The sequence below is a fragment of the Erwinia plantamica genome (assembly GCF_043420595.1).
In the GTDB taxonomy this organism is placed as follows: Bacteria; Pseudomonadota; Gammaproteobacteria; order Enterobacterales; family Enterobacteriaceae; genus Erwinia; species Erwinia aeris.
In genome coordinates, this window is record NZ_JBGCUC010000003.1 from 193202 (window position 1) to 217782 (window position 24581).

The 24581-nt window shown below is 60.1% G+C and carries 15 protein-coding genes; 14 read left to right on the top strand and 1 reads right to left on the bottom strand.

The features are described 5' to 3' along the window. The first annotated feature begins 64 nt into the window (after window positions 1–64). Window positions 65–2722 carry a diguanylate cyclase gene (locus AB3U87_RS04315; protein ID WP_301251115.1) on the top strand — a complete coding sequence of 886 codons (2658 nt, stop codon included), beginning with the start codon at window positions 65–67 and terminating at the stop codon, window positions 2720–2722. Window positions 2723–2842: 120 nt separating this feature from the next. After that, window positions 2843–4195, top strand: a complete 1353-nt coding sequence (gene yegD, locus AB3U87_RS04320) for a molecular chaperone (RefSeq protein WP_253460040.1) — start codon at window positions 2843–2845, stop codon at window positions 4193–4195. Here the strand turns inward: yegD and AB3U87_RS04325 are convergent, their stop codons facing one another. Continuing rightward, window positions 4196–5155: an aldo/keto reductase gene (locus AB3U87_RS04325; RefSeq protein ID WP_369895623.1), complete on the bottom strand. Its 960-nt coding sequence runs from the start codon at window positions 5153–5155 to the stop codon at window positions 4196–4198. A gap of 282 nt (window positions 5156–5437) precedes the next feature. Here AB3U87_RS04325 and AB3U87_RS04330 point away from each other — a divergent pair, with 282 nt between their 5' ends. The 12 genes from AB3U87_RS04330 to AB3U87_RS04385 all read left to right on the top strand — a co-directional run bounded on the left by AB3U87_RS04330 (window position 5438) and on the right by AB3U87_RS04385 (window position 24544). Next, window positions 5438–6652 (top strand): MdtA/MuxA family multidrug efflux RND transporter periplasmic adaptor subunit, encoded by a 1215-nt coding sequence (locus AB3U87_RS04330; RefSeq protein WP_394148497.1) that lies wholly within the window; start codon window positions 5438–5440, stop codon window positions 6650–6652. Further along, a complete protein-coding gene (locus tag AB3U87_RS04335) occupies window positions 6652–9771 on the top strand; it encodes an MdtB/MuxB family multidrug efflux RND transporter permease subunit (protein WP_253460031.1) in 3120 nt (1039 codons plus the stop codon). The genes AB3U87_RS04330 and AB3U87_RS04335 overlap by 1 nt, the downstream gene beginning before the upstream one ends. Beyond that, window positions 9768–12845 carry a multidrug efflux RND transporter permease subunit MdtC gene (gene mdtC / locus AB3U87_RS04340; protein WP_253460028.1) on the top strand — a complete coding sequence of 1026 codons (3078 nt, stop codon included), beginning with the start codon at window positions 9768–9770 and terminating at the stop codon, window positions 12843–12845. Before AB3U87_RS04335 ends, mdtC begins: the two co-directional genes overlap by 4 nt. After that, window positions 12845–14248 (top strand): multidrug transporter subunit MdtD, encoded by a 1404-nt coding sequence (gene mdtD / locus AB3U87_RS04345; RefSeq protein ID WP_394148500.1) that lies wholly within the window; start codon window positions 12845–12847, stop codon window positions 14246–14248. Before mdtC ends, mdtD begins: the two co-directional genes overlap by 1 nt. Further along, a complete protein-coding gene (gene baeS / locus AB3U87_RS04350; RefSeq protein WP_253460024.1) occupies window positions 14249–15640 on the top strand; it encodes an envelope stress sensor histidine kinase BaeS in 1392 nt (463 codons plus the stop codon). Between the two features lie 26 nt (window positions 15641–15666). Continuing rightward, entirely contained in the window at window positions 15667–16374 is a 708-nt protein-coding gene (gene baeR, locus AB3U87_RS04355; RefSeq protein WP_301251121.1) for an envelope stress response regulator BaeR, read from the top strand. A gap of 88 nt (window positions 16375–16462) precedes the next feature. Beyond that, window positions 16463–17803 carry a prephenate-dependent tRNA uridine(34) hydroxylase TrhP gene (gene trhP / locus AB3U87_RS04360; protein ID WP_253460020.1) on the top strand — a complete coding sequence of 447 codons (1341 nt, stop codon included), beginning with the start codon at window positions 16463–16465 and terminating at the stop codon, window positions 17801–17803. A gap of 245 nt (window positions 17804–18048) precedes the next feature. Then, entirely contained in the window at window positions 18049–18951 is a 903-nt protein-coding gene (gene yegS / locus AB3U87_RS04365) for a lipid kinase YegS (RefSeq protein ID WP_301251123.1), read from the top strand. A 458-nt stretch (window positions 18952–19409) separates the two neighbouring features. Beyond that, a complete protein-coding gene (gene manD, locus AB3U87_RS04370; protein ID WP_301251126.1) occupies window positions 19410–20624 on the top strand; it encodes a D-mannonate dehydratase ManD in 1215 nt (404 codons plus the stop codon). 10 nt (window positions 20625–20634) lie between these two features. Further along, window positions 20635–21645 carry a Zn-dependent oxidoreductase gene (locus AB3U87_RS04375; protein WP_369895616.1) on the top strand — a complete coding sequence of 337 codons (1011 nt, stop codon included), beginning with the start codon at window positions 20635–20637 and terminating at the stop codon, window positions 21643–21645. 117 nt (window positions 21646–21762) lie between these two features. Beyond that, window positions 21763–23046: an MFS transporter gene (locus AB3U87_RS04380; protein ID WP_253460011.1), complete on the top strand. Its 1284-nt coding sequence runs from the start codon at window positions 21763–21765 to the stop codon at window positions 23044–23046. Between the two features lie 40 nt (window positions 23047–23086). Further along, a complete protein-coding gene (locus tag AB3U87_RS04385) occupies window positions 23087–24544 on the top strand; it encodes a mannitol dehydrogenase family protein (protein ID WP_253460009.1) in 1458 nt (485 codons plus the stop codon). Window positions 24545–24581 lie beyond the last annotated feature (37 nt).

The window sequence follows — 24581 nt, forward strand, 5'->3', positions numbered from 1 at the left end:
GTGTTAGCATGCCTTAAGTTACCTGGTTCGAGCTGACCGTTCCCCGTTGCCTCGCTGGATTTTTATGACGACTGATACGTTTTCCCCCGCTGACCGCTCCTCTCTCCCCTGGCTCAGGGGAGCGATGTTTGGCGTGCTTTCCTTTGTCCTGACGCTGTTTTGTCTGGAACTGATTAAAGTCAGCATTCAAATCTCTTCGCTTTGGCTGCCCACCGCCCTGATGACCCTGCTGGTGTTCCACTATCCGCCGCGCAGGCTGCCGGGACTGCTGGGCGGCTGTATGGTTGGCATTATCGCCGCCAACGCGCTGATGGTAGGCACAGCCGTCGTCGTATTGACGTTTCCGCTAATCAATTTACTTCAGGCGCTGCTGGGCGGCGCGCTGTTGCGCAGGCTGCTGGACAGAGAAGCGCCGCTGGATTCGCTGCTCGGCTGGAGCAAGATGGTGGTATCGGTCGGCATCTTTACGCCGCTGCTCGGCGCACTGCTCGCCTGCTGGTCACTGAACTTTACCGGGCGGGCCAACTTCCACTTTTTTACCACTTGGGCGGTGTCGGAAACTATCGGGATGCTGGCGATCGGCCCGGTTTGCCTGCTATGGCGACCCGAAGAGCTGCGCAAATCCCTTAGCCAGCACGCGCTGGTGGAAACGTTATTGACGCTGATCGTGACGCTGGCGCTGAGCTACTGCGCGTTACGCTATCTGCCGTGGTCTTTTACCTTTGTGATGGTGGTGCTGTTCTACAGCGCCGTACGCCTGCCGCGCCTGTCTGCCTTTATTGTTTTCTTCGCCACGCTGCTGATGATGAGCCTGCTGCTGGCGCTAAACCAGCTGGTGCAATATACCAACGCGGTGACTATCGTGAACAGCGCGCCCTGGCTGCCGTTTTTGCTGGCGATCATTCCCAGCCATATTATGGCGCAGGTGATGCACTCGTTCCGGGAGGAAAAAAAGCATATCTCCCAGAGCGAGGCCAGATTCCGTCATGCCATGGAGTATTCGGTGATCGGTATGGCGCTGGTGTCGCCGGAAGGCCGCTTTCTACAGGTGAATCAATCGCTTTGTCGGCTGCTGGGCTACGCTCAAACCGAGCTGGTCACGATGACCTTTCAGATGCTGACGCACCCTGATGACCTGGCGGTTGATGAAAGCAAGTTTCACGAGCTGCTGGCAGGCGAGATCGAAACCTACAGTCATGAAAAACGCTATCTGCGTAAAGACGGGGGGATTGTTTGGGCGCTGCTGGCAACCTCGCTGGTGCGCGACAGCGAGCAGCGGCCGCTCTACTTTATTTCTCAAATTGAAGATATTTCCGACCTGAAGCAGACCGAAGCCGCCAACCGTCGCCTGATGCAACGTATTACGCTGGCTAATGAGGCGGGCGGCATCGGCGTCTGGGATCTGAGCCTGAAGACCGGCAAAATGAACTGGGACAAGCGCATGTTTCAGCTCTATGGATTGAAGGAAGAAGGCCAGGCGACCTATCTGACGTGGGTTAACAGCCTGCTGCCTGCCGATCGTCAAATGGCCATCGACGCTTTTGATAAGGGCATCAAAGAATCCCTGCCGGTAGATATCGTGTTCCGTATCGCTACGGATGACGGCATCCGCTTTATTCACAGCCAGTCGACGCTGGTTTTTGGCGACGACGGCAACGTTGAAAGAATGCTTGGCATCAATCAGGACGTGACCGCGATGCGTCAGCTGACCGACGCGCTCTACCAGGAAAAAGAGCGAATGCACATTACGCTGGACGCCATCGGCGAGGCGGTGATCAGCACGGATGAAGAGATGCGGGTGACGTTTATGAACCCGGTAGCGGAAGTGATGAGCGGCTGGACGCAGGAAGAGGCGGCAGGAAAACGGCTCAGCGATCTGCTGCGCATCACTCACGGCAGCGACGGCCCGGAAATGGAAAACCTGCTGTTATGCGGGCTGCCGCACAGCAAATCGGTGCCGGAACTGGCCGAAGAGCTGGTGCTGCATACTCGTTCCGGCGACTGTTTTGATATTCACTACAGCATTACGCCGCTGAAAACGCTGGAAGGCGGCTATATCGGCAGCGTGATGGTGATCCAGGACGTCAGCGAATCGCGGGAGATGATGCGGCGGCTGAGCTACGGCGCCTCGCACGATATGCTGACCCGCCTGCCTAACCGCGTCAGCTTCGAGCAGCGTCTGAAACAGCTGCTGCACAGCGCCAGTCAGCAGCAGCGTCAGCACGCGCTGATCTTTATCGATCTCGATCGCTTTAAGGCGGTCAACGACAGCGCCGGGCATGCCGCCGGCGATGCGCTGCTGCGGGAGATATCGGGCCAGATGAAACAGCATTTGCGCAGCGGCGATTTTCTGGCGCGCCTGGGCGGCGATGAGTTTGGCGTGCTGCTGCCGGACTGCGCGCTTGGTGAGGCTCGCGATATCGCAGAGTGCCTGGTGGTGGCAGTAAATCATTATCCTTTTCTGTGGGAAGGCCAGCTGCACCGCATTGGCGCCAGCGCGGGCATCACCCAGCTCAGCAAGGACAACGCTCACGCCAGCGACGTGATGGCTCAGGCCGATCTGGCCTGCTACAACGCCAAGCACAACGGTCGCGGCCAGTTTTCCATTTATGAAGCAAAGCTGATAGATACGCTTAAACCCGTGCTGTCACAGCGCGAAAACGAACAAATTTTACCGCAGCAGCTCTCTTCTCAAGGCAATAACAGCAGCCCGCTGCGGTAGCCTTTGCTCGCCCTGGCACACAACCAGCGCCGCGCGCGTCAATTAAAGCTTACCCGACGCTTGCTCTCCTGCCGCCCCTGGGCTAAAGTCGCCCCCTTTTTTTATTAGCGGAGGGAAGGAATGTTTATCGGCTTTGATTACGGGACGGCAAACTGCTCGGTCGCCATCATGAAAGAGGGCGTGCCCGCGCTGCTGCCGCTGGAAAACGGTTCCAGCCTGCTACCCTCAATGCTCTGCGCGCCGACGCGCGATACGGTCAGCGAATGGCTGTTTCGCCATCACCAGGTGCCAACGCCCGAAGCCGAAAATCAGGCGATTTTACGGCGCGCCATCGCGTTCAACCGTGAAGAAGATATCGAAGTCACGCCCGCCAGCGTGCAGTTCGGTCTGGCTTCGCTGGCGCAATATATGGCCGAGCCGGAAGATACCTGGTTCGTTAAATCGCCAAAATCCTTCCTGGGCGCGAGCGGCCTGAAGCCGCAGCAGGTCGCCTTCTTTGAAGATCTGGTGTGCGCGATGATGCTGCATATCCGCCAGCAGGCCGAAGCGCAGACGCAGGAAAGCATTACCCAGGCGGTGATTGGCCGTCCGGTCAACTTCCAGGGGCTGGGCGGCGAAGAGGCCAACCGTCAGGCGCAGGGCATCCTGGCGCGCGCCGCCAGCCGCGCCGGGTTTAAAGAAGTTGAGTTTCAGTTCGAGCCGGTCGCGGCCGGTCTGGAATTTGAAGCGACGCTGAAAAAAGAGACGCGCGTGCTGATTGTGGATATCGGCGGCGGTACCACCGACTGCTCCGTGCTGCTGATGGGCCCGCAATGGCACGACAGGGCCGAGCGACAGGAGAGCCTGCTGGGCCACAGCGGCTGCCGCGTCGGCGGTAACGACCTGGACATAATGCTGGCCTTTAAAGAGCTGATGCCGCTGCTGGGCAGCGGCGGCCAGACGCACAAAGGCATCGCGCTGCCTGCGCTGCCGTGGTGGAACGCTATCGCTATCAACGACGTGCCTGCGCAAAGCGACTTTTACGCCACGGCCAGCCGCAAACAGCTTCAGGATTTGATCCGCGACGCCCGCGAGCCGGAAAAAGTGCAGCGCCTGCTGAAAGTCTGGCAGCAGCGGCTGGGCTATCGCCTGGTGCGCGCGGCGGAAGAGAGCAAAATCGCCCTTTCCGATCGGCCTTCGGCCACCTCGACGCTGGATTTTATAGAGCAGTCGCTGGCGACCGATATCAGCGTGGACGCGCTGAAAAGCGCTATCGCCCAGCCGCTGGAGCGCATTCAGGAACAGGTAAAGCTGGCGCTGGACGGCAGCGGCACCCGACCGGACGTGATCTATCTGACGGGCGGCAGCGCCCGCTCGCCGGTGCTGCGCGAGGCGCTGCAAAAGCAGCTGCCGGACATCCCGCTCGCCAGCGGCGATGACTTCGGTTCCGTCACCGCCGGTCTGGCGCGCTGGGCGCAGGTGCTGTTTCGCTAATTAATAGCGGCTCGCTTCGGTAAGCTTGCGGATCGCTTCCTCGCTAAGCTGAAGACTGGCAGCCTTGCTCAGCTCTTCCAGCTGAGGAAGCGAGGTCACGCTGACAATCGGCGCGGTGATGCCCGGACGGGCAATCTGCCACGCCAGCGCAACCTGCGTTGGCGTGGCCTGGCTCTCTTCTGCCACCTCGTCTAACGCTTTCAGGATGCGCAGGCCACGATCGTTCAGGTACTTCTCGACCACGCCTTCGCCGCGCTTGCTTTTGTTCGCGTCGGCCTTGCTGCGATATTTGCCGCTTAAAAATCCGCTGGCCAGCGAATAGTAGTTGATCACGCCCAGACCATGTTCACGTGCTACCTGCTCCAGGCCGCTTTCGTAACCCTGGCGGTCATAAAGATTGTATTCCGGCTGTAGCGTTTCATAGCGGGCCAGGCCCTGCTGTTTGCTGATGTTCAGCGCTTCCTGCAGCCTTTCCGCGCTGTAGTTAGAGGCGCCAATGGCCCGCACCTTGCCTTCTTTAATCAGCGCGTCGAAGGTCGCCAGCGTCTCCTGCAAAGGGGTGTCGCTGTCGTCGCGGTGCGCCTGATAGAGATCGATATAGTCGGTTTGCAAACGTTTTAGCGAGGCCTCTACCGCCTGGCGAATATAGGCGGGCGACAGGCCGGTTTTGCCTTCGCCCATCTCCATGCCGACCTTGGTGGCCAGCACGATTTGATTGCGCTTGCCGGTTTTCTTCAGCCAGTCGCCGATGATGGTTTCTGATTCGCCGCCCTCGTTGCCCGGCGCCCAGCGCGAATAGCAGTCGGCGGTATCAATAAAGAAGAGGCCTTTTTCCACCAGCGCGTCCAGCAGAGAAAAAGAAGTTTGCCGATCGACCGTCCAGCCGAAAACGTTGCCGCCAAAAGTCAGCGTGGGAACCTGAATACCGGTACGGCCCAGCTCGCGATGCGTTTGGATCATCTTTATACTCCTGTATTGGAAGGGTTTCTGAAGTGACTATTAGCGTAGCAAATATCCACACGAGCCGTTTGTTGATTGACGGTACAGGCACGCCGGGGCAGGAATACTTACACTTGCTGAACGGTTATTCTTAATTCCTTCATTTTTATAATCGATAAATCCGTTAAAATTGAAATATTAAGCGTCTTCAGTCTCGGCCGGCCCCGAAAAACAGCCAGGCTTTTCGACCGGCGAGATTGCTTTACCGACGCTAACTTTTGCCTTTGGAGAGCTGATAACAGGATGAACACCCGGCGCCGTTTTAAAATCATACTTGTGGTGCTCGCGGCTATCGCAGCGGGCGGACTTTACTGGTGGCACAGCCACGGCGAGCCGCAAAAAACCACCGAACGCCCGCACGCTTCCGGCGGCGGTCGTAAAGCCGCAGGCGGCCCGTTGGCGCCGGTGCAGGCCGCCGCCGCCGCGCGTCAGAGCGTGCCGCAATACCTGACCGGGCTGGGCACCGTGGCCGCCGCCAATACCGTTACGCTGCGCAGCCGCGTCGATGGCGATCTGATGGCGCTTCACTTTACCGAAGGCCAGGAAGTTAAAGCGGGCCAGCTGCTGGCGGAAATCGATCCTCGCCCCTTCCAGGTCGCGCTGACGCAGGCGCAGGGCCAGCTGGCAAGAGATCAGGCGACGCTTGCCAACGCGCGTCGCGATCTGGCGCGGCTGGAGAAGCTGGTGAAAACCAACCTGGTTTCGCAGCAGGAGCTGGATACGCAGCGCGCGCTGGTCAGTGAAACCCTGGGCACGATCAAAGCGGACGAGGGCAGCGTTGCCAGCGCGCAGCTGAACCTGACCTACAGCCGCATCACCTCGCCCATTTCCGGCCGCGTCGGGCTGCGTCAGGTGGATATTGGCAACTATATCAGCAGCGGCGATACCAACGGCATCGTGGTGATCACCCAAACGCATCCTGTCGAGCTGGTGTTCAGCCTGCCTGAAAACCAGATCGAAACCCTGCTGAACGCGCAAAAAGCCGGGCAGCCGGTGCCGGTAGAAGCCTGGGACCGCAGCAACAAAACGCTGCTGGCGACCGGTTCGCTGCTGAGCATGGATAATCAGATCGACGTCACGACCGGTACGATTAAAGTCAAAGCGCAGTTCACTAATCAGGACGACCGCCTGTTTCCTAATCAGTTTGTCAACGCGCGTTTGCAGGTCAACACGCTGCACGACGCCATTGTTATCCCGGTAGCGGCGCTGCAAATGGGCAATGAGGGGCATTTTGTCTGGGTGGTTAACAGCGACGGCAAGGTCAGTAAAAAGACTATCACCGTCAGCGTGCAGGACAGCGAAAAAGCCATTGTAGACGCCGGACTGGATGAAGGCGAAAAAGTGGTGACCGACGGTATCGATCGCCTGACGGAAGGCGCCACGGTAGAAGTGGTCGCGCCGCAGGCTACGCCGCTGCCGGGCACCGGCACGCCGCCCGCTAAGGGAGCGCGCCAGTAATGCAGGTGATGCCTTCCAACCCCGGCGGCGGCCCTTCCCGCCAGTTTATTATGCGTCCGGTGGCAACCACGCTGCTGATGGTCGCTATCCTGCTGGCCGGTATTCTGGGCTACCGCTCGCTGCCCGTTTCGGCGCTGCCGGAGGTCGACTATCCCACCATTCAGGTGGTGACGCTCTACCCCGGCGCCAGCCCGGACGTGATGACCTCGGCCGTTACCGCGCCGCTGGAGCGCCAGTTCGGCCAGATGTCGGGCTTAAAGCAGATGGCTTCGCAGAGTTCCGGCGGCGCGTCGGTCGTGACGCTACAGTTTCAGCTAACGCTGCCGCTGGACGTGGCCGAGCAGGAGGTGCAGGCCGCCATCAACGCCGCGACCAATCTGCTGCCGTCCGATCTGCCAAACCCGCCGGTTTACAGCAAGGTGAACCCCGCCGATCCGCCGATCATGACGCTGGCCGTAACCACCACCAGTATGCCGATGACCCAGGTGCAGGATATGGTGGAGACGCGCGTGGCGCAGAAGATTTCGCAGGTTTCCGGCGTGGGGCTGGTGACGCTCGCGGGCGGCCAGCGGCCAGCGGTGCGGGTGAAGCTTAACGCGCAGGCGCTGGCCTCGCTGGGCTTAACCAGCGAAACGGTGCGCACCGCCATCAGCAGCGCCAACGTCAATTCGGCTAAAGGCAGTCTGGACGGCCCGGAGCGCTCGATTACGCTTTCCGCCAACGATCAGATGAAGTCGGCGGAAGATTATCGGCAGCTGATTATCAGCTGGCAGAACGGTGCGCCGGTGCGCCTGCGCGACGTCGCTACCGTGGAACAGGGAGCGGAAAACAGCTGGCTGGGCGCCTGGGCTAACCGCCAGCAGGCTATCGTGCTTAATATTCAGCGGCAGCCGGGCGCAAACATTATCACCACCGCCGACAGCATTCGCCAGATGCTGCCCGCGCTGACCGCCTCCCTGCCGAAGTCGGTCGAGGTCAAAGTGCTGACCGACCGCACCACCAATATTCGCGCCTCGGTCAACGACGTGCAGTTCGAGCTGATGCTGGCAATCGCGCTGGTGGTGATGATCATCTATCTGTTTCTGCGCAACGTGCCGGCAACGATTATTCCGGCGGTCGCGGTGCCGCTGTCGCTGGTCGGCACCTTTGCCGTGATCTACTTCCTCGGCTTCTCCGTCAATAACCTGACGCTGATGGCGTTGACCATCGCCACCGGCTTTGTGGTCGATGACGCTATCGTGGTAATTGAAAATATCTCCCGCTATATCGAAAAAGGCGAAAAGCCGCTGGACGCGGCGCTGAAGGGCGCGGGCGAGATCGGCTTTACCATTATCTCACTGACCTTCTCGCTGATTGCGGTGCTGATCCCGCTGCTGTTTATGGGCGATATCGTCGGCAGGCTGTTCCGCGAGTTTGCCGTTACGCTGGCGGTATCAATCCTGATTTCCGCCGTGGTGTCGCTGACGCTGACGCCGATGATGTGCGCGCGGATGCTCAGCGTGGAATCCTTGCGCAAGCAGAACCGCTTTTCGCGCGCCAGCGAGGCGATGTTCGATCGCGTCATTGCCGCCTATGGCCGCTTTCTCAAGCGCGTGCTGGATCACCAGTGGCTGACGCTTGGCGTGGCGCTCGGCACGCTGGCCATCACCGTGCTGCTGTGGATAGCTATCCCGAAAGGCTTTTTCCCCTTGCAGGATAACGGCATTATTCAGGGCACGGTGCAGGCGCCGCAGTCGGTTTCCTGGGCCAGCATGGCGCAGCGCCAGCAGCAGGTCGCGTCGATTATTATGAAAGATCCGGCGGTACAGAGCCTGACCTCGTTTGTCGGCGTGGACGGCACCAATCCGGCGCTGAACAGCGGACGGCTGCAAATCAACCTTAAGCCGCTGGACGAGCGTGAGGATCGCATTCCGGCGGTGATTGCCCGTTTACAGCAGGCGGTCGCCGCCCTGCCCGGCATTAATCTTTATCTTCAGCCGGTGCAGGATCTCACCATCGATACCCAGCTCAGCCGCACGCAGTATCAGTTTACGCTGCAAACCGGCTCGCTGGATTCGCTGAGCCTGTGGGTGCCGAAGCTCACCGAGGCGCTGAACCAGCTGCCACAGCTAAAGGATGTCAGCAGCGACTGGCAGGATCGCGGGCTGGAAGCCTATATCAAGGTGGATCGCGATAACGCCAGCCGTCTTGGCATCAGCATGGCGGACGTCGACAACGCGCTCTATAACGCCTTTGGTCAGCGGCTGATCTCCACTATCTATACCCAGGCCAGCCAGTATCGCGTGGTGTTGGAAAACGATATTTCCGCCACGCCGGGCCTGGCCGCGCTGGAATCGATTCGCCTGACCAGCACCGACGGCGGCAGCGTGCCGCTCAGCGCTATTGCCAGCGTGGAGCAGCGTCACGGCGCGTTAAGCATCAATCATCTGGATCAGTTCCCTTCCACCACCTTCTCGTTTAACGTCCGCGACGGCTATTCGCTGGAGGAGGCGGTGAACGCCATTACTCAGGCTGAACAGACGATGGCAATGCCCGCCGAGATCGTCACGAAGTTCCAGGGCAGCACGCTGGCGTTTCAGGCGGCGCTCTCCAGCACCGTCTGGCTGATCGTGGCCGCCGTGGTGGCGATGTATATCGTGCTGGGCGTGCTGTATGAAAGTTTTATCCATCCGATCACCATTCTTTCCACGCTGCCGACGGCGGGCGTCGGCGCGCTGCTGGCGCTGATGCTCAGCGGCAACGAGCTGGATGTGATCGCCATTATCGGCATCATTCTGCTGATCGGCATCGTGAAGAAAAACGCCATTATGATGATTGACTTCGCGCTGGCGGCGGAGCGCGAACAGGGCATGACGCCTTATGACGCGATCTATCAGGCCTGCCTGCTGCGCTTCCGGCCGATCCTGATGACCACGCTGGCGGCGCTGCTGGGCGCGCTGCCGCTGATGCTGAGCACCGGCGTCGGCGCCGAGCTGCGGCATCCGCTGGGCGTGGCGATGGTGGGCGGCCTGATCGTCAGCCAGGTGCTGACGCTGTTCACCACGCCGGTCATCTATCTGCTGTTCGATCGCCTGGCGCAGGCCGCCCGTCGTCGTCTGCCGTCGAAGGAGGCGCAGTGAAATTTTTTGCGCTGTTTATTCACCGTCCGGTCGCCACTATTCTGCTGACCATCGCCATCGCGCTGGCGGGCGCGCTGAGCTTTCGCCTGCTGCCGGTCGCGCCGCTGCCGCAGGTCGATTTCCCGGTGATTTTAATCTCCGCTTCGCTGCCCGGCGCATCGCCGGAGACGATGGCTTCGTCAGTGGCCACGCCGCTGGAGCGGTCGCTGGGCCGCATCGCGGGCGTCAGCGAGATGACCTCCACCAGCTCGCTGGGCAGCACGCGCATCATTCTGGTTTTTGATTACGATCGCGATATCAACGGCGCGGCGCGCGACGTGCAGGGCGCGATCAACGCGGCGCAAAGCCTGCTGCCGACGGGGATGCCGAGCCGGCCGACCTGGCGCAAAATCAACCCTTCCGACGCGCCGATTATGATTATGACGCTGACGTCGGATGCCTGGTCGCAGGGCGATCTGTACGACTACGCCTCTACCCAGCTGGCGCAGAAGCTGGCGCAGATCGAGGGCGTGGGCGACGTCTCCGTAGGCGGCAGCTCGCTGCCAGCGGTGCGCGTGGATCTGAATCCGCAGGCGCTGTTTAACCAGGGCGTGTCGCTGGACGCGGTGCGCACGGCTATCAGCAACGCCAACCAGCGCAGGCCGCAGGGCGCGATTGAAGACAGCCATCAACGCTGGCAGATCAAAACCAACGACGAGCTGAAAACGGCGGCGGAGTATCAGCCGCTGATCGTGCACTACAGCAACGGCGCGGCGGTGCGGCTCCAGGATGTCGCCAACGTCACCGACTCGGTGCAGGACGTGCGCAACGCCGGGATGGCCAACGCTAAACCGGCGATTTTGCTGCTGATCCGCAAGCTGCCCGAAGCCAATATTATCGATACCGTCGATCGTATTCGCGCGGCGGTGCCGGAGCTGCGCAACAGCATTCCCGCCTCCATTCAGCTGGATGTCGCGCAGGATCGCTCACCAACTATCCGCGCGTCGCTGGCCGAAGTGGAACAGTCGCTGGTTATTTCCGTCGGGCTGGTAATCCTGGTGGTGTTCGCCTTCTTGCGTTCGGGCCGCGCCACGCTGATCCCTGCCGTTGCCGTGCCGGTATCGCTGATCGGCACCTTTGCCGCCATGTATCTCTGCGGCTTCAGCCTCAACAACCTGTCGCTGATGGCGCTGACGGTGGCGACGGGGTTTGTGGTGGATGACGCCATCGTGGTGCTGGAAAATATTTCCCGCCACGTGGAGGCGGGCATGAAGCCGATTCAGGCCGCGCTGCAGGGAACGCGCGAGGTCGGCTTTACCGTGCTGTCGATGAGCCTGTCGCTGGTGGCGGTGTTCCTGCCGTTGCTGATGCTCGGCGGGCTGATTGGCCGCTTTTTCCGCGAGTTCGCCGTGACGCTCTCCGTCTCCATTATCATTTCGCTGCTGATCTCGGTGACGCTGACGCCGATGATGTGCGGCCGCCTGCTGAAAGCGCATCCCCGCCGCGAGCAGCCGCGCCTGCGCGGTTTCGGCCGCGTGCTGACGGGCATTCAGCAGGGCTACGGCCGCTCGCTGAACTGGGTGCTGAACCATTCGCGCTGGACGCTGCTGGTGTTTATCGCCACCATCGGCCTGACCATGTACCTGTACGTCGTGGTGCCGAAAACCTTTATGCCAGAGCAGGATACCGGGCGGCTGATGGGCTTTATCCAGGCGGATCAGAGCATCTCTTTCCAGTCGATGCGCGGCAAGCTGGAAGATTTTATGAAAATCGTCCGTGACGATCCGGCGGTGGAAAGCGTGGTCGGCTTTACCGGCGGCTCGCGCACCAACAGCGGCTCAATGTTTATTTCGCTTAAACCGCTCAGCGAACGCAGCGACAGCGCCCAGGCGGTGATCGCCCGGCTGCGCGGCAAGCTGGCGAAAGAACCGGGCGCGAGCCTGTTTTTAATGGCGGTACAGGATTTAAGAGTGGGCGGGCGCGAGTCGAACGCGGGCTATCAGTACACGCTGCTGTCGGACGATCTGGACGATTTGCGCAGCTGGGAGCCGAAAATTCGTCAGGCGTTTTCTAAGCTGCCCGAGCTGGCGGACGTTAACTCCGATCAGCAGGACAAAGGCGCCGAGATGGCGCTGGTTTACGATCGCACCCGCATGGCGCAGCTGGGCATCAACGTCGCCGACGCCAACAGCCTGCTGAATAACGCCTTCGGCCAGCGGCAGATCTCCACCATTTACCAGCCGCTGAATCAGTATAAGGTGGTGATGGAGGTCGACCCGCGCTATACCCAGGACGTCAGCTCGCTGGATCTGATGTACGTGATCAACAACGACGGCAAGGCGATTCCGCTTTCCGGCTTTGCGAAGTGGCAGCCCGCCAACGCGCCGCTGTCGGTGAACCATGAGGGGCTTTCCGCCGCTTCGACGGTGTCGTTTAACCTGCCGGAAGGCGTCTCGCTTTCTCAGGCGTCCGAGGCTATCGAGCGCAGCATGACCGCGCTGGGCGTACCGTCCAGCGTGCGCGGCAGCTTTGCCGGCACGGCGCAGATCTTTCAGGAGACGCAAAGCAGCCAGCTGTGGCTGATCCTGGCCGCCATCGCCACCGTTTATATCGTGCTGGGCATTCTTTACGAGAGCTATGTGCATCCGCTGACTATCCTCTCCACCCTGCCCTCTGCGGGCGTGGGCGCGCTGCTGGCGCTGGAGCTGTTTGGCGCGCCCTTCAGCCTGATTGCGCTGATCGGCATTCTGCTGCTGATCGGCATCGTGAAAAAGAACGCTATCATGATGGTCGACTTCGCGCTGGATGCGCAGCGCAACGGTAATCTGAGCGCGCGCGAGGCAATCTTCCAGGCCAGCCTGCTGCGCTTCCGCCCTATTATGATGACCACGCTGGCGGCGCTGTTGGGCGCGCTGCCGCTGGTGCTGACCACGGGCGACGGCGCGGAGCTGCGCCAGCCGCTGGGGATCACCATCGTCGGCGGCCTGGTGATGAGCCAGCTGCTGACGCTCTACACCACGCCGGTGGTTTATCTCTATATGGATAAGCTGCGCAGAAAACCGGCCGCGCGCAGGCGCGCAGGCGCGACCGGCTGATGGAGACGCTTCCGGCCGGCGTGCGCTGGCAGCTGTGGATTGTGGCGTTCGGCTTCTTTATGCAGTCGCTGGACACCACTATCGTCAACACCGCGCTGCCCGCGATGGCGCACAGCCTGCACCAGGATCCGCTGCAGATGCATTCGGTGGTGGTTTCCTACGTGCTGACCGTCGCGGTGATGCTGCCGGTCAGCGGCTGGCTGGCCGATCGCTTCGGCGTGCGCAATATCTTCTTCAGCGCCATCGTGCTGTTCAGCGTTGGTTCGCTGTTCTGCGCGCTCTCCTCCACGCTTGACCAGCTAATCGCCTCGCGCGTGCTGCAAGGATTAGGCGGCGCGATGATGGTGCCGGTCGGCAGGCTGACGGTGATGAAGCTGGTGCCGCGCGCGCAGTATATGGCCGCGATGACCTTTGTGACGCTGCCGGGCCAGATCGGGCCGCTGCTGGGGCCGGTTCTGGGTGGCGCGCTGGTGCAGTACGCCAGCTGGCACTGGATTTTCCTGCTGAACCTGCCGGTCGGCCTGGCGGGCGCGGCGGCAACGCTGCTGCTGCTGCCCGATCTGCGCCTGCCGCGCCGCCGCTTTGACTTTCGCGGTTTTCTGCTGCTGGCCGCAGGCATGGGGACGCTGACGCTGGCGCTGGACGGCTCGCGCGGCGCCGTTTTTTCTCCGCTGCTGCTCTGTTTGTTTATCCTGACGGGCGTCCTGGCCCTGCTGTCCTATCTGCTCTATGCCCGCGCCAACGACCAGGCGCTGTTCAGCCTGAAGCTGTTCGACAACCGTATTTATTCTGTCGGCCTGTTGGGCAGCCTTACCGGGCGGATCGGCAGCGGCATGCTGCCTTTTATGACGCCGATCTTCCTGCAGGTCGGCATGGGCTATACGCCTTTTCACGCGGGGCTGATGATGATCCCGATGGTGCTGGGCAATATGGGCATGAAGCGCATTGTGGTGCAGATCGTTAACCGTTTCGGCTACCGTAACGTGCTGGTCGGCGCTACCGTCGCCCTGGCGCTGGTGGTGCTGCTGTTCCCGGTGACGGCGCTGCTTGGCTGGGAGACGCTGCTGCCGCTGGTGCTGTTCCTGCAGGGCATGGTTAACGCCATTCGTTTTTCGGCCATGAACACGCTGACGCTGAAGGATTTGCCGGACGAGCTGGCCAGCAGCGGCAACAGCCTGCTGTCGATGGTGATGCAGCTGTCGATGAGCGTGGGCGTCACGCTGGCCGGGCTGCTGCTCGGCACCTTTGCTGCTCAACAGTCGCAGCCTGAGCTGATGCAGCAGGCCTTTATTTCAACCTGGATCTGTATGGCGGCGGTGATTGTTCTGCCCGCGCTGGTGTTTCGCCACGTGCCGCCAGACGTCACCAAAAACGTGGTGCTGAGCCGTCGGAGAAAGCCCTGAATGTTTGCAAAATTACGTATCGGCATCACCGCCAAGCTGTTTATCGCTATTTTTTCCACCTGTATGCTGGTGCTGATCACCATGCACTGGGGCGTGCGCCTCAGCTTTGAGCACGGCTTTATCGACTATATCAAAAAAGGCAACGAGCAGCGGCTGGGGCTGCTGAGCGACGCGCTGGCCGATCAGTATGAGCAGCACGGCAACTGGGACTTTCTGCGCCATAACAACAAGCTGGTGTTTCAGATCCTGCATTCGCTGGAGCAGAACCCGGAGGCGAATAATCAGCTGCCGCCGCACGGCTGGCGTACGCAGTTCTGGATCATCGATCAGCAATATCGCGTGATGATGGGGCCGCGCGGGCCGGTGCCGCCGGAAGGCACCCGCCGCAGCATTACCACCAGCAGCGGCCATATCGTGGGCTGGGTGATCGGCTCGCCGCCGGAAAGGCTGACCCGCAGCGCGGATATTAACTTCGATCAGCAGCAGAAGCGCACCAGCTGGATGATTGTCGGCCTGACCATGCTGCTGGCGGCGCTGGTGACCTGGCTGATGTCGCGCGGCCTGCTCGCGCCGGTGAAAAGGCTGGTCGAGGGCACGCATCACCTGGCCGCCGGGGATTTCGCCACGCGCGTCAAGGCCGACAGCCGCGATGAGCTGGGCCGCCTGGGCCAGGATTTTAACCGACTGGCCAGCACGCTGGAGAAAAACGAAAGTATGCGGCGCGCTTTTATGGCGGATATTTCGCACGAGCTGCGCACGCCGCTGGCGATCCTGCGCGGCGAGCTGGAGGCCATTCAGGACGGCGTGCGCAAGCTGACGCCGGAGTCGATTGTCTCCCTACAGGGTGAAGTCGCGACGCTGACCAAGCTGGTGGAGGACGTGCATCAGCTTTCACTCTCTGACGAAGGCGCGCTGGCCTATCGCCGCAGCGATATCGATCTGGTGCCGCTGCTGGAAATGGTCGCCGCAAATTTTGCGGGACGCTACCAAAGCCGACATCTGACTTTGCAGCTTCGCCTGCCCGATTCCGCACCGCTGTTTGGCGATCCGGATCGCCTGATGCAGCTGTTCACCAACCTGATGGAAAACAGCCTGCGCTATACCGATGCGGGCGGCGGCCTGGTGGTGACGCTGCGCGCGGAACAGGGCCAGCAAATTATCGATTTTGAGGACAGCGCGCCGGGCATTACCGACGAGCAGCGCGAGCAGATTTTTGAGCGTTTCTACCGGGCGGAAAGCTCGCGCAACCGCGCCAGCGGCGGTTCCGGCCTGGGGCTGGCCATCTGTCAGAATATCGTGGAGGCGCACGAGGGCGCGATCAAAGCGGATCACTCTGCTGCCGGTGGCCTTAAAATTACGGTACACTTACCCGCAAGACTAACCCGGGCGTAATGCGCCTGCTTGCAAAGAAGAGTGTCATGAATCAGGAACCGCTTAGCCCACTGATCCTGGTGGTTGAGGATGAACCCAAGCTCGGCCAGCTGCTGGTCGATTATTTGCAGGCCGCCAATTACCGCACGCATCATCTGCTGCGCGGCGACGAGGTGCTGGAATGGGTTAAGCAGACGCCGCCGGATCTGATGCTGCTGGATTTAATGCTGCCGGGCGTGGATGGCCTGACGCTGTGCCGCGAGCTGCGCCGTTTCTCTGAGCTGCCGGTGATTATGGTTACCGCCAGAACGGAAGAGATCGACCGGCTGCTGGGGCTGGAGATTGGCGCCGACGACTATATCTGCAAGCCTTTCAGCCCGCGTGAAGTGGTCGCGCGGGTGAAAACTATCCTCAAGCGCTGCAAGCGTACGCCGGAAGAGGCGCAAAAAGCGTCGCTGCTGGTGGTGGATGAAGCGCGTTTTCAGGCCAGCTGGAACAGCACGCCGCTGGAGCTGACGCCCGCCGAGTTTCGCCTGCTGAAAACGCTGGCGCATGAGCCAGGCAAAGTCTTTTCGCGCGAGATGCTGCTGAACCATCTGTATGACGACTATCGCGTGGTGACCGACCGCACCATCGACAGCCATATCAAGAATCTGCGCCGCAAGCTGGAGGCGCTGGATGCCGATCAGCCCTTTATCCGCGCGGTCTACGGCATGGGCTACCGCTGGGAAGCGGACGTGTGCCGCTTGATCTAGCGCAATTTACATTCCTGCCGCCAGCTTTTACAATCCCCGCACATTTTGTAAGGCCGTCATACGGCCTTATGCCAGGATTGAGACCTCTATGTTTAAACCAGAACTGCTTTCTCCCGCCGGCTCGCTGAAAAACATGCGCTACGCCTTTGCCTATGGCGCGGACGCCGTCTATGCCGGTCAGCCTCGCTACAGCCTGCGCGTGCGCAACAATGAGTTCAACCACGAAAATCTGGCTATCGGCATCAGTGAAGCGCACGCGCAGGGAAAGCGATTCTACGTCGTGGTGAATATCGCGCCGCATAACGCCAAGCTGAAAACCTTTATCCGCGATCTGACGCCCGTCGTGGCGATGGGGCCGGACGCGCTGATTATGTCCGATCCCGGTTTAATTATGATGGTGCGCGATGCCTTCCCGGAGATGGACGTTCACCTTTCCGTGCAGGCCAACGCGGTCAACTGGGCCACGGTCAGGTTCTGGCAGCAGATGGGGCTGACGCGCGTTATCCTCTCGCGCGAGCTTTCGCTGGAGGAGATCGCCGAAATCCGCGAGCGCGTGCCGGAAATGGAACTGGAAATTTTCGTGCACGGCGCGCTCTGCATGGCCTATTCCGGCCGCTGCCTGCTTTCCGGCTATATCAACAAGCGCGACCCGAATCAGGGCACCTGCACCAACGCCTGCCGCTGGGAATATAAGGTGCAGGAAGGCAAAGAGGATGAAATCGGCAATATCGTGCACCAGTATCAGCCCATTCCGGTAAAAAACGTCGAGCCGACGCTGGGCGTGGGCCAGCCAACCGACAAAGTCTTTATGATTGAGGAAGCCATGCGTCCCGGCGAGTATATGACCGCCTTTGAGGATGAGCACGGCACCTATATTATGAACTCCAAAGATCTGCGCGCGGTGGCGCACGTGGAGCAGCTGACGAAGATGGGCGTGCACTCGCTGAAAATTGAAGGCCGTACCAAATCGCATTATTACTGCGCCCGCACCGCGCAGGTTTATCGTCGCGCCATCGATGACGCCGCCGCAGGCAAACCCTTTGATGCCTCCCTGCTGGAAACGCTGGAAGGCCTGGCCCATCGCGGCTATACGGAAGGCTTTTTACGCCGCCACACGCATGACAGCTACCAGACTTACGACCGCAGCTTCTCCGCTTCCGAGCGCCAGCAGTTTGTCGGCGAGTTTACCGGCGAACGCCGTGGCGACATGGCGCTGGTCGAAGTAAAAAACAAGTTCAGCCTGGGCGACAGCCTGGAGCTGATGACGCCGGCAGGCAACGTCAATTTCCGCCTGGAGCAGATGGAAAATCAAAAAGGCCAACCGACCAGCGTCGCGCCGGGCAACGGCCACTTTGTCTGGATCCCGGTGCCGGAAGCGATCGACCTCGCTTTCGCGCTGCTGATGCGCAATTTTCCTGAATCGGCATAACGTTCAGGGTGCTAAAAGTTTCCTGACGTGACTTTTAGAATGCCATCACATTCCGGCGCGCCGTTTCCGGTTATGATGCACGGGCCTCGAATGAAAAATTCTAAATAGCGGTTTTTAAAACCACCTCCTGGCCCGCCCGGCTCGCCGAGCGGGCCTTTCTTTTAGCCCACGGTTTTTTCCACCGATGGTCGGATGTGCTATAACAGAAGCTCGTCTGGCTAAGGCCATTTTGACAGGAAAAGAAGATGGACCAACAATCGCTTACGCTGGTAATCCTTAATGGTAAAGGTGCAGGTAATGAGGAACTGCGCGAAGCTATTCTGTCGCTGCGCGAGGAAGGACTGCAGATTGAAGTCCGCGTTACCTGGGAACACGGCGATGGCGAACGCTTCGTCAAAGAGGCGGTAGATCTGCACGCGGCGACCGTGGTTGCGGGCGGCGGCGACGGCACGATTAACGAAATCGCTACCGCGCTGGCGGGCGTGGATGCGCCGCTACGTCCGGTATTGGGGATTATTCCCCTCGGCACCGCCAACGATTTTGCCACCAGTGCGGGCATACCTGAAGAGATGGAGCACGCGCTGCGGCTGGCTATCGTCGGCAAGGCCACCTCCGTCGATCTGGCGCGGGTCAATCAGGATCGCTACTTTATCAATATGGCGACCGGCGGCTTCGGCACGCGTATTACCACCGAAACGCCGGAGAAGCTCAAATCAGCGCTGGGCGGCGTCTCTTATCTGATCCACGGCCTGTTGCGCATGGATACGCTTAAGGCGGACAGCTGCGAACTGCGCGGCCCGGACTTTAGCTGGCAGGGCGACGCGCTGGTGATCGGTATCGGCAACGGACGCCAGGCGGGCGGCGGCCAGCGGCTCTGTCCGACCGCGCTGATCAACGACGGCCGGCTGGAGCTGACCATTGTCACCTCAAAAGAAATTTTGCCGACGCTGTTTAACTCGCTGACCGGCGGCGATGATGAAAATCCAAACATCATTCGCGCTTCGCTGCCGTGGCTGGAAATTACCTCGCCAAACGAGATGGCCTTTAATCTTGATGGCGAACCGCTGCGCGGCACCACTTTCCGTATTGAGATTTTGCCCGCCGCGCTGGCCTGCCGCCTGCCGCCTTCCTGCGAGCTTCTGGCCTGACCGACCGGGGCCATTGCGCCCCGGTTTTGGACAGCGATGCATAAAGGCGAAGGCAGGCTTTTAGCCTTGTCCCACGCAGGCCGCCAGCCTGAACGTTCAGGGCGACCGGCGCTGACCGGCAGCCTTAACGTTCAGGGCGACCGGCGCTGACCGCCAGCCTTAGCGTTCAGGGCAAACCGACGCTGACCGCCAGCCTTAGCGTTCAGGGCGAACCGGCACGCGCCCTCTTCCGCCGTTACCGATCTTATCTCCTGCCGCATAGCGGCGCCGTTTCCGTCTGGATGCTGAAAAGCGCGCTTCCGGTGGATCCGGCATCGGCTTCCGCCAGCAAAAATGCCTCTCTGCTCATAACAATGCTTTCACAAGTGTGATCGCTATCGGAGTTTCGTCGCCTGCAACTTGTATGGTAGTACGCCAGAACGTATTTTCTCCTCATTCTCTTCACCAGGACGACAAGAATGAAAATTGTAAAAGCGGAAGTCTTTGTTACCTGCCCCGGCAGGAACTTCGTTACGGTTAAGATCACCACGGATCAGGGGCTGACCGGCATCGGCGACGCCACGCTGAACGGCCGCGAGCTGCCGGTGGCCTCCTATCTGAAAGATCACGTTTGCCCGCAGCTGATCGGTCGCAACGCGCATCAGATCGAGGACATCTGGCAATATTTCTATAAAGGCGCCTACTGGCGTCGCGGCCCGGTGACCATGTCCGCCATTTCGGCTGTCGATCAGGCACTGTGGGACATCAAAGGCAAAGCGGCCAATATGCCGGTCTACCAGCTGCTGGGCGGCGCCTCGCGCGAAGGCGTGATGGTTTACTGTCACACCACCGGCCACAGCATTGATGAAGTCATGGACGACTACGCAAAGCATAAAGAGATGGGCTTTAAGGCTATCCGCGCGCAGTGCGGCGTGCCGGGCATGAAAACCACCTACGGGATGGCCAAAGGCAAGGGCCTGGCCTACGAGCCGGCCACCAAAGGCGACTGGCCGGAAGAGCAGCTCTGGTCTACGGAAAAATACCTCGATTTTACCCCTAAACTGTTTGCCGCCATTCGCGACAGGTTCGGTTTTAATGAGCATCTGCTGCATGATATGCACCACCGCCTGACGCCGATTGAGGCCGCCCGCTTTGGTAAAAGCGTGGAAGATTACCGTCTGTTCTGGATGGAGGATCCGACGCCTGCCGAAAATCAGGAATGTTTCCGCCTGATCCGCCAGCACACCGTTACGCCGATTGCGGTAGGCGAAGTCTTCAACAGCATCTGGGACTGCAAGCAGCTGATAGAAGAGCAGCTGATCGACTATATCCGTACCACCATCACCCATGCGGGCGGCATTACCGGTATGCGCCGCATCGCCGATTTCGCTTCGCTTTATCAGGTACGTACCGGTTCGCACGGCCCGTCCGATCTGTCGCCAATCTGCATGGCGGCCGCGCTGCATTTTGACCTTTGGGTACCGAACTTCGGCGTGCAGGAATATATGGGCTATTCCGAACAGATGATGGAAGTGTTCCAGCACAGCTGGACTTTTGAAGACGGCTATATGCATCCGGGCGATAAACCGGGCCTGGGCATTGAGTTTGACGAGAAGCTGGCGGCGAAATACCCCTATGAGCCTGCCTACCTGCCGGTAGCCCGCCTTGAAGACGGCACTTTATGGAACTGGTGAGGAAAATAAAATGAAAAGCGTCGTTATTGCTAAACCCGGCGAGCTGGTAATTGAGGAGCGCGCCTTACCGGAGCCAGCCGCTGGCGAAGTACGGATAAAAATAGCCTATGCCAGCATCTGCGGTTCCGACGTGCATATCTGGCACGGCCACAATCCTTTCGCCCGCTATCCGCGCGTGATCGGCCACGAGTTTTTTGGCGTGATCGAGGCAGCAGGCCCGGGCGTAGAGGCATCGCGCGTTGGCGAGCGCGTAGCGGTCGATCCGGTGGTCAGCTGCGGCCACTGCTATCCCTGCTCCGTTGGCCGTCCCAACGTCTGTAGCGAGCTACAGGTGATCGGCGTCCACCGCGACGGCGGTTTTAGCGACTATGCCGTCGTACCGGCGCGCAACGCTTACGTGGTGCCGCCATCGATCCCCGATAAGCTCGCCAGCCTGATCGAGCCTTTTACCATCGCCGCCAATATCTGTGCTTTCCTGAAGCCCGTGCCGGACGATGTTGCGCTGATCTTCGGGGCCGGCCCGATGGGCTTAACCGCTATCCAGGCGCTGAAAGGCGTATTCAACGTGCGTAACGTCATTGTGGCGGACAGGCTGCCGGAAAGGCTGACGATGGCGCAAGAAAACGGCGCGGATACCGTGCTGGATAACAGCGAGATCCCGCTGGCTGCCCAGCTGGAAGGGGTTAAGCCAACGCTGATTATCGATGCCGCCTGCCATCCCGCCATTCTGGCCGAAGCCGTCGCGCTGGCTTCGCCAGCGGCGCGTATTGGGCTGCTGGGTTTTTCCGGCGAGCCGTGCACCGTGACGCAGCAAAGCCTGACCAGCAAAGAGCTTTCCCTGTTTACCTCAAGGCTGAATAGCCACCGTTTCCCTCAGGTGATCGAGTGGATGGAAAAACGCCTGATCCAGCCAGAAAAGCTGGTCACGCATTATCTGCCGCTGAGCGAGGTGGAGGCAGCGATGACGCTGTTTGAAAAAGATCCGCGCAGCTGCTGCAAAGTTGTCCTTAAAGTCAGTTAACGAACGCCGGGCTTAACGGTCAGGGCGGTAGTCGGTAAGGGAGGGCCAGCCTCCCGTTACCAGGCTCCCTGAGTCGTCAAGAGAATCACTTAAAACCATAAGAAATAAGGATTTTATATGTTCAAGCATCTCCGCTGGACTATCGTACTCCTGCTGTTTCTGGTCTACATGATCAACTATCTCGATCGTGTGGCGCTCTCTCTGACCGTGCCGATGATTGAAAAAGATCTGTTGCTGAACGCCGAACAGTTCGGTTTGATTTTCGGCAGCTTTTTCTTTGGCTATGCGATTTTCAACTTTGTTGGCGGCCTGGCCACCGATAAATATGGCCCGACGCTGGTGCTGGGGATTGCCGTCGGCCTGTGGTCGCTGTTCTGCGGCTTTACCGCGCTGGCTACCGGCTTCTGGTCGATGCTGATCCTGCGGGTGCTGTTTGGCATGGCCGAAGGGCCGATCTGCGCCTCGGCGAATAAGGCGATCAACGGCTGGTTTCCTAAAAAACAGGCCGCGACCGCGATGGGCTTTCTCAGCGCCGGTTCGCCGCTGGGCGGCGCGGTAGCCGGCCCGATTATCGGCTATCTGGCGCTGGCCTTCGGCTGGCGGCCGGCGTTTATGATTATTTGCTCTATTGGTATCGTCTGGATGGTGGCGTGGTTCTTTATCGCCGCGGATAACCCGTTAAAAAGCCGCCTTGTCAGCGCGCGCGAGCGTGAGCTGATTGCCAGTCTGAAAGCGGAGCAAACCACGCCGGACGAAGAGCTGGCGCAGGCGTCCCACGGCCTGGGCTACTATCTGCGCCAGCCGATTATCCTGGTGACCGCCTTTGCCTTCTTCTGCTACAACTATATTCTGTTTTTCTTCCTGAGCTGGTTCCCGGCCTATCTGGTGCAGGCGCATAACCTTGATATCAAATCGATGAGTATGACTACGGTGATCCCCTGGGTGGTGGGGTTCGTCGGGCTGGCGCTGGGCGGCTTAATCTCCGACAAAATCTTTAAGGTCACCGGTAAGCTCCTGCTCTCCAGAAAAATTGTGCTGGTGGTGTCGCTGCTGGCCGCCGCTATCTGCGTCGCTTTCGCCGGCTCGGTAAAAGGGGTTTATCCGGCCGTTATCCTGATGTCGGTCTCTATCTTTTTCCTCTATATCACCGGGGCTATCTACTGGGCGATTATTCAGGATGTGGTGCATAAAAGCCGCGTCGGCAGCATCAGCGGCTTTATCCACCTGATCGGCAGCCTTTCCGGCATTATCGGCCCTGTCGTTACCGGCTATATCGTGCACCACACCGGCAAGTTCGACAGCGCTTTCGTGCTGGCCGGCGTGATTGCCGCCGTGGGCGCGGTGCTGGTACTGCTGGTGATCAAAAGCCCGAAAAACGCGGCGGCGCGAGTTTCCGTCTGACTGGCGCATTGCGGCGCCTTTTATTTGATAAGGATTTATCATGTTACTTGTCGATGTGTTACCTGAAGGCACCCTCCTCCCGCGTTACGATCGTAGCGCGCTGCGTACGCGTATCGTGCATTTTGGCTTCGGCGCTTTCCATCGCGCTCATCAGGCCGTGTGTACCGACAGGCTGGCCGCCGAGCAGCAAAGCGACTGGGGCTATTGCGAATGCCAGCTTAACAGCGGCGATCTGATTAAAGCGCTGCGCGGGCAGGATTGTCTCTACAGCGTAACGGAAAAAACCGCCGACGAGCTGCGCACCCGCGTGGTTGGCGTGGTCAAAGAAGCGCTCTTTGCGCGCGAAGACGGCGTCGAGCGCGTTATTACCGCGCTCTGCCAGCCGGACGTGGCGATTGTCTCCGCCACCATCACGGAAAAAGGCTACTGCTACCAGCCTGCCAGCGGCGAGCTAAACCTGACGCATCCGTCCATTGTGCATGACCTGGCTCATCCTGAGCAGCCTGTTTCTTTTCCGGGGATCGTGCTGGCGGCCATCAGACGTCGGCGCGCGCTCGGCCTGCCGCCCTTCAGCGTGATGTCCTGCGACAATATGCCGGAAAACGGTCGGGTAACGCGCAACGTCATCACGCAGCTGGCGCAGCAGCAGGAGCCGGCGCTGGCCGACTATATCCGTAAACACCTTACCTTCCCTTCCACTATGGTGGACCGCATCGTGCCCGCCATGACGCCGGAAGCCTTTGATGAACTGAGCCGCAAGCTGGGCTGCGCCGATCCGGTGGGCGTGGAGTGCGAGCCTTTTTTCCAGTGGGTCATCGAAGATAATTTTGTGAATGGTCGCCCGGCATGGGAAAAAGCGGGCGCGGAACTGGTGGCCGACGTGCTGCCGTTTGAAGAGATGAAGCTGCGGATGCTTAACGGCAGCCACTCGCTGCTGGCCTACCTCGGCTATCTGGCTGGCTATGAGCATATCAGCGACTGTATGGACGATCCTTACTACCTCAAGGCCGCCCGCAGCCTGATGCTGGATGAGCAGGCGCCCACGCTGAGCACTAAAAATGTGGATCTGACAGCCTATGCGGATTCGCTGATCGCGCGTTATCGCAACCGGGCGATTAAGCACCGCACTTATCAGATCGCTACCGACGGCACGCAAAAGCTGCCGCAGCGCTGGCTGGACAGCATTCGCTGGCATCTGGCTAACGGCAGCGATTTTACGCTGCTGGCGCTGGGCGTGGCAGGCTGGATACGCTTTGTTGGCGGCGTGGATGAGCAGGGCAAGCCAATCGTCATTAACGATCCGCTGCGTGCGGAGCTGGCGCAGCGGGTAAACGACAGTCAGGAAGGCGATGAGCGCGTCGCCGCTCTGCTCTCGCTGCGGGCTGTTTTTGGCGAGGATCTGCCCGATAATTCGCTGTTCCGCGAAAAAGTCGGCCATTACTACGCGCTGTTACTGAAGTTGGGCGCGAAAGAAACGGTCAGGCAGGTTATCGGCTGACCGCCGCTTAATGGCAAAAGAACTGGCGCTGGCGCAG